General features: G+C 43.6%; 4 protein-coding genes. All 4 read right to left on the minus strand.

Translation table 11 applies throughout. The features are described from left to right. Nucleotides 1-919 (minus strand): aminotransferase class V-fold PLP-dependent enzyme (locus F6K37_RS28960; protein WP_287253903.1); only part of this gene is annotated, 919 nt, incomplete at its 3' end. A 703-nt stretch (nt 920-1,622) separates the two neighbouring features. Further along, on the minus strand, nt 1,623-2,003 hold the full coding sequence (locus F6K37_RS28965) for a response regulator (RefSeq protein ID WP_287253904.1): 381 nt from the start codon (nt 2,001-2,003) through the stop codon (nt 1,623-1,625). After that, nucleotides 1,993-4,854, minus strand: a complete 2,862-nt coding sequence (locus tag F6K37_RS28970; protein ID WP_287253906.1) for a PAS domain-containing sensor histidine kinase — start codon at nt 4,852-4,854, stop codon at nt 1,993-1,995. The genes F6K37_RS28965 and F6K37_RS28970 overlap by 11 nt, the downstream gene beginning before the upstream one ends. 124 nt (nt 4,855-4,978) lie before the next feature. Continuing rightward, the coding region (locus F6K37_RS28975) for a response regulator (RefSeq protein ID WP_287253908.1) at nt 4,979-6,717 on the minus strand (1,739 nt) is incomplete at its 5' end.

Consider the following 6,717-nt stretch of genomic DNA (forward strand, 5'->3'; position numbering starts at 1 on the left):
TTATTGTCTGGAGTAATGCCGGAGTTCCGCTGTATTCTAGTCTTTCAATTTCTTTGATAGTTTTGTAATTGTCAACATGCCTTGGTTTATTTTCTCTAGACTCTTCCCTAAAGAGGAAGTTCACTTGATGATAGAGTTTTCTGTTAAATGCTAAGACACCACAGGAACCAGGTCCTCCTAAGAATTTATGAGATGAGAAAAAAATAGCATCTAAGTGAGTATTCTCTTGAGGAGGATGCATGTCAATATCAACGTATGGGGCAGAGCAGGAAAAATCAACAAATATGAATCCTCCGGCTTCATGCATGATTTTTGCTATAGAGTTAAATGGTGGACTTATACCAGTAATATTAGAGCAGGCTGTGACTGACGCCATCTTGAGGGGACATTCCCTATACTTGTGTAGAAGTTCCTGCAAATGCCCAAGGTCAACTAGCCCAGTACAATCGGGATTAATGACTTCGACTGTTACGTCAGTCTCCATCCAACTATCATGATTGGAATAATGCTCCATATGTGTTACAAATACCACTGGCTTTTTGTTGCTCGGGAGAGATTGCGTGACATTTGTTTTTGGTGTCAATCCCAGCATTGCCTGAAACCTTTTGATTAGCATAGTTGCACCTGATGATGCAGTAATAATAATATCGTCTATACTGGCATTGATATGTTCTGCAATAAGTTTTCTGGCTGTCTTGTATGCATGTGTCATTGCTGTTCTTGTGTAATTGACTTCCGCTTCAGTATTCGTGATTAGGGGCATTATTTCTTGCTGTATTCTGGCCTCAATAGGCAGGTAACTTCGTCCACTTCCAGCCCAATCTGCATACACTAATTTTTTATAAATGCCATCAGCAGTCGGTATGGTTTTATTGACTCCAGCCATGCCAGATCTAAACTGTAAAAAGTGTTTTTCCATTATTTTTTATTAAGAAAACTAATGAATTATATAGTGCCTTGATGCTATCCATATTATAAGCTTTTTTAAAACTCTACTCCACAAGGTTGGACTGATTATTAAAAAAAATACTGCGATTCATAATAGCCGGATAGACTTTCTTGAAATTAATAGTTATTTTTTAATAATGATATCCATGGTCAAGCAAAATAGTAATTGTAGTAATGTTGACTGGCTTAGATTTGAATTAATCAATATTGACTGGAGTTTATGAGGGGGTGATATGAGCCCTAAAAAGCTTAGTATATAAGGCTTTGATACCAATTAACTCATGGAAGATACAGTCGGAAATTAACCCTCGATTCATTGTCTTGATGCAAAGCCCGAATGGGGTGGTCTCCTTTGAGCGCGCTGCATCGCTGTGTTTAATTTGTTGTCCAGATATTGTGGCGCAAGTGAAAGCGATCGCTTTCACGAAAATGAGAGTTATTAACCGCTTTGTTGCAGGAATAGGACTTACGCAAAGTCTCTATTTGTAGGGTTTGTTAGCGAAGCGTAACGCACCTTTACCTCTATATCTGGTGTAGCTGCGTAAGTCCTGAGCAATTAATTAAGTAAGGTAAGTTTACTAAGCCGACTAATTTACCAGCAATTAATCCTAATCAAGTTCCTTATGATTTGCTGCAGGTTTGGGAGTTTTAATAAAACCTAACACTTCGATGAGTCAATCGAGCCAATTAAGAATCCCTTGGATTTCCTCGACCAATTCCATAGGTTTAAACGGCTTGGTAATAACTCCAGTTACCCCCAAATCTAGAAACTGCTTTTGCTCGCTGCTCCTAGCTTTAGCGGTTAGCAAAATGGTTGGGATATTCGCCGTTACTGCATTAGCTTGTAACTGTCGAAAGGTAGCCGGTCCATCCAGCTCGGGCATCATGACATCTAGCAGAATAGCATCAGGCTGATCTGCCTCAGCCTTAGCTAATCCCTCTTTACCAGAAGCAGCTGTCAACACTTCCCACCCTGCTGCTGCTTCTAGAGAAAATTGGATGATTTCTCGAACCCCATCATCATCATCAATCACTAAAATGCGCTTAGTTGTCATGGTGATCACCTTCTGCTGCTGCTGCTGTTTGTTGTGGTAAGGTAAAATAAAAACTGCTGCCTTCACCAACAGTACTCTCAACCCAGATTTTTCCTCCGTGCTGCTCCACTATATTACGGCAAATCGCTAACCCCAAACCCGTCCCTCCTTTTTTACGGGCATCGGAGGCATCAACCTGTTGAAAACGCCCGAATATGCTTTCAAGTTTGTCAGCAGGAATTCCCCTACCTTGGTCTTTAACAGTAAATAAGATAGTGGCACTGTTTGGGTCAAGGGGTGAGGTGGTTTCTAGTTCCTCTGGGTGTTGCAGTTCCACTGTTAACCATAGACTAGAACCTCTGTCTGAAAATTTAATCCCATTGCTAAGTAAATTGGTTATGACTTGAATAATGCGATCGCTATCAGCCTCGAATTCAATCTCAGATTCAATGGCTTGGGGCGAGACTTCCAATTTAATCCCAGCTCGATTAGCCATCACCTGCACCTGATCAACAGCTTTAACCATCAACTCAGCTGCATTCACTGGCTGCTTCGACAAACGGATCTTACCAGATTCCAGACGTTCGAGTTCCAAAATATCGTTAACTAGTCGCACTAAACGCTCAGCACTGTCAGCGGCAATGCCAATCACACGCTGTCCTCGTTCAGACTGAGGTTGAATTAGACCAGTTGATAACAGGTTCAAGGCACCATGAATCGAGGTTAAGGGGGTACGGAGTTCGTGGCTGACCACGGAGGTGAATTCATCTTTCATCCGTTCAATAGCGTAGCGCTCGGTAATATCTTCCCCAATACTCATGGTTCCAATTGCCTCTCCCTGGAGATTTTGGAGTAGGGTATTATTCCAAGCAATGATTTTTTCTTGCTTTGATTTGGTGAGAATCGAATGCTGATAGTGGGATTGAAAGTCTGGCTCTAGGATATCTTGGAAGTATTGCTGTACTGACTTTTGCTGGGAATTGGGCAGAAAGTTTTCAAACCAGTCCTGGCCTAAAACTTCTGCTTCTGTGTACTTAGTCAATTCTAGGAAGAAGGGATTAACATACTCAACTTTACCCTGTCGGTCTAGTCCCACCACCACCAGTCGCACATTTTCGAGAAGGCTGCGCCACCGTCGCTCTGATTCCTGTAAGCTAGCAATTAACTGGGTACGTTCTTGTTCAAATCGTTTGCGTGAAGTAATATCTCGCTGCAACACTAAGATATAGCTAATGTTTCCTTGGGTATCATGAACCACTGAACAAGAGCAGTCTGTGGTAATAACAGTGCCATTTTTGCAGACAAACTCAATTTCTTGACGATGGGTTCCCTGCTCCAGTAAAACCGGAAACTGTTGCTGGCAAATGTTTTGGGATCTGGGGGTAAAAAACTCTTCTAACCGATTACCGATCAATTCTGATTCAGCATAACCTGACTGCTGAATGACAGCGGGGTTGACTTGCTCAATCATGCCCTGAGTATCTAAGATATGGATAAAATCTGGGGCAGATTCAAACAACGAGCGGAATCGTTGTTCACTTTCGAGTAGAGCAGCTGTGCGCTGTTGAACCCTAATCTCTAATTCTCGATTGAGTTGTTGCAATTCTCGATTGAGTTGTTGCAGTTCAGCTTCTTGCTGTTTACGCTTCGTTATATCCGTAGTTATGCCGTGAAGATGTACAGAGCTGCCATTATCACGGATAACCACATGAGCGCGATCGTTCAGCCAGCGAATTTCTCCATTACTGAGCTCAATTCTATATTCTAAATCCCACGATTCACGACGGTTTTCTTGAACAGCTTGCCATGCCTTCTCAACAGGATCAAAATCTTCTGGTACAATAAACTGCCGCCATAGGTTGTCTTGATCGCTGAATAGCTCGAAAGTTGGGCGACCGTAAACTTGCTCGAAGGCTATATTAACATAGCGCAGTATCCCAGAAGGCAATGATACTGACCACACCACGTCTTGAAGAGAACTCATAATTGCGTCGAGCCGGTCTTGGTTGGACTTCAGCGCCTTTTCATTTTCTTGAAATGCTTCTTCTGTCTGCTTGCGATCGCTAATATCGGTAATTGAGCCAACCACCCGCACTGCATCACCTGCTTCATCCCAAAGTGCTTGTCCCTGGTCAAGAATCCATTTGTAACTGCCGTCGTTGCACTGTAAGCGATACTCTTGAATATAATAGGAGGTTTTTTGTGCTAAGTGATCCTCCATAGCTTTGATCACCTGGTCTACATCATCGGGATGGATGTGTGTCCACCATTGATGGTTATAGTTTCCGATGTCGTAGTTTTCATCATACCCCAGCATTTGCTTACATCGGCTGGATACAAAGGTTTCATTGATTTTGGGGTTCCAGTCCCAAATTCCCTGATTAGCTGCCTGTAGTGCCAATTGCCAGCGTTGCTCACGTTGCCGTAAGGATTGCTCTGCCAAAATACGCTCTTCAATTTGAGATTTTAGCTCCTGGTTGAGCGGCTCTTGTCCAGCCAGACTAGGTGAATTTTGGATTCGAGGTAGAATAGAGTATAACTTTATAGCAGTGTAGACAGAAACTATAGCTGTAATTGCCTTAATAGAGCCTGATAGCCAGTAAGCTGGATCCCAAAGCGTCCATAGTTCCATCAGGTGAGTGGTGCCACCGCAAATAATAAACGCCCCAAACAACATCAATAGTCCTTTGAAAGGCAGATTCTGCCGCTGCCTGATCAAGTACACTAGCAGTATAGGAATCACATAGTAGACTAGGGTAATGAGAGCATCACTGATCAGGTGCAGCCAGATCAAGTTAGGCTGCCTGAGGTAGCAGTTACCTTGGGGAATAAACGTTTCGGCCAATAAGATATAGTCAAAGAAATTGATCATAATTAGGTTGACAATTGACATGATTGCTGACAGTCAACCGTTAACCATCAACTGTGAATAAAATGTGATCAACTCTACTATGTCCGATCTGCCAATTCTACGTCCACTAACTGACCAGGGTTATTTATTTATCTGACAACATTTGATTTTTCTGTGCTATCATCTTAAGTCTTAGTTGACTGCGCTCAATGCGATTCAACACGCGAGCCAATAGCTCCGGGTCTCTTATTGGCTTTTGTACGTAATCATCTGCCCCTGCCATAAACACTTGCTGCAAAGTTTCAGCATCTTGAACAGCAGAGAGAAACAACACGGGTAACTCACCCCAGCGAGGGTCATTGCGTACCACCTGGCATAGGTCAATACCGCTAAACTCCGGCATTTCCACATCCAAAATCAGTAAGTCGGGAGTACACTGCTCTATGGTCTCCCAGAACTGTTGTGGATCGTTTAGCAAAGTCAATTGGAATCCCCAAGGTTCTAGCACAGTGCGTAGCTGATCCAGGATTTGAGGGTCATCGTCAACAATCAATAGCTTTGCCTGTGGTGGACCGGATTGTTGCAACGCTTTAGCGATCGCATCCATCACCTTTTGGGGTGCTACAGGCTTCTGAAGAAAACCCCTTCCCCCCAAACGAGCCACTCTGACTCGTTCAGCAAAACTTTCTTGAGCCGTAAATACTACAACAGGTACAGGGGGCTGAGTTGTTTTCAGTTCTTCTAACAGCTCGAAACCATTTCCCAATGATTCAGGAAAACACAAGTCTAGCAGAACCACATCTGGGCGGTTACCAGCAATTGCCTTTCTCCCTTGAGATATATCACCTGCCACCTCAACCTGCATTTTCCAGGCTGCTAGCTCTGAAGCTAACCCTTGCGCTAGTGTTAAATCATCATCCACAATCAGTAGTCGTGGGGAGTTGGAAATAGGGAATGGGGAGTGGAAAGTGGAGAGTGGTTTACTTTGACTAGGTTTTGGAAGGTTAGGCTCTGTCTCTAGTTGTTCTCCTAGTTCTACCACTAGTTGAGACATATGTGCTATGGTCTCTTTGCTAACTTTTTTCGCAGATTTCAATATCTGCTCAATCTCACGGGATTTGAGAGAAGCTTGATCAAAACCAAAGCTACCGAGGGAACCAGCTAGGGTGTGTGCCTCCCGTAAAGCCTCCTGTTCCAATTTTCCGCAGTCGTCACCATCTCGCCAAGCCGTCACCAACTGCTCCAATACATTGATCCGCTTGATATAGTTTGACTTCTGCTGTTCCCAAATAGCACTTAATCCTGATTGCTTTGGTTCTTGGGATTGAGCCTTAGGGAATGGGGAAACGGAACTATCACTCTTGCTCTTTGATTGTTTGAGGTTAGATGGTGTCTTTTTAGCTACTTTTTTGCCTTTGTTTTTCTCAGTCTTTGTTTGAGCTGAACCTTCCTCAGGGGGTTGTCTGAGCCGATACCCCAAGCCGTAGACAGTTTCAATTAAATCATTTTTGGCTCCAGCTTGCTTGAGTTTCCGCCTTAAACTTTTGATATGAGCTCTAACGGCATTTTCTGTAGGGGGTTCTTCAAAAGACCACAGATTATCTAGCAGGAAACTTTGGCTAAAGATGCGGTGGGGGTTCCGTAAAAACAGCTCTACTAGACCATACTCCTTAGGTGTCAGATGCAAGAGTTCCTGATCGTAGCTGACCTGGCAGTTACTGGGGTCAAGGTGGAGCAATCCCCACTCCAGCACCGGCAGTAGGGGGGTGCTGCTGCGGCGCAGCACTGCTCGAATTCTGGCTAATAATTCAGGTATGTCTAAGGGCTTGACTAAATAATCATCTGCTCCTGCGTCTAAAGCTTCGACTTTGTTAGTGCTGGTGT

Origin of the sequence: Moorena sp. SIO4E2 (genome assembly GCF_010671945.1) — a bacterium.
In the GTDB taxonomy this organism is placed as follows: Bacteria; Cyanobacteriota; Cyanobacteriia; order Cyanobacteriales; family Coleofasciculaceae; genus Moorena; species Moorena producens.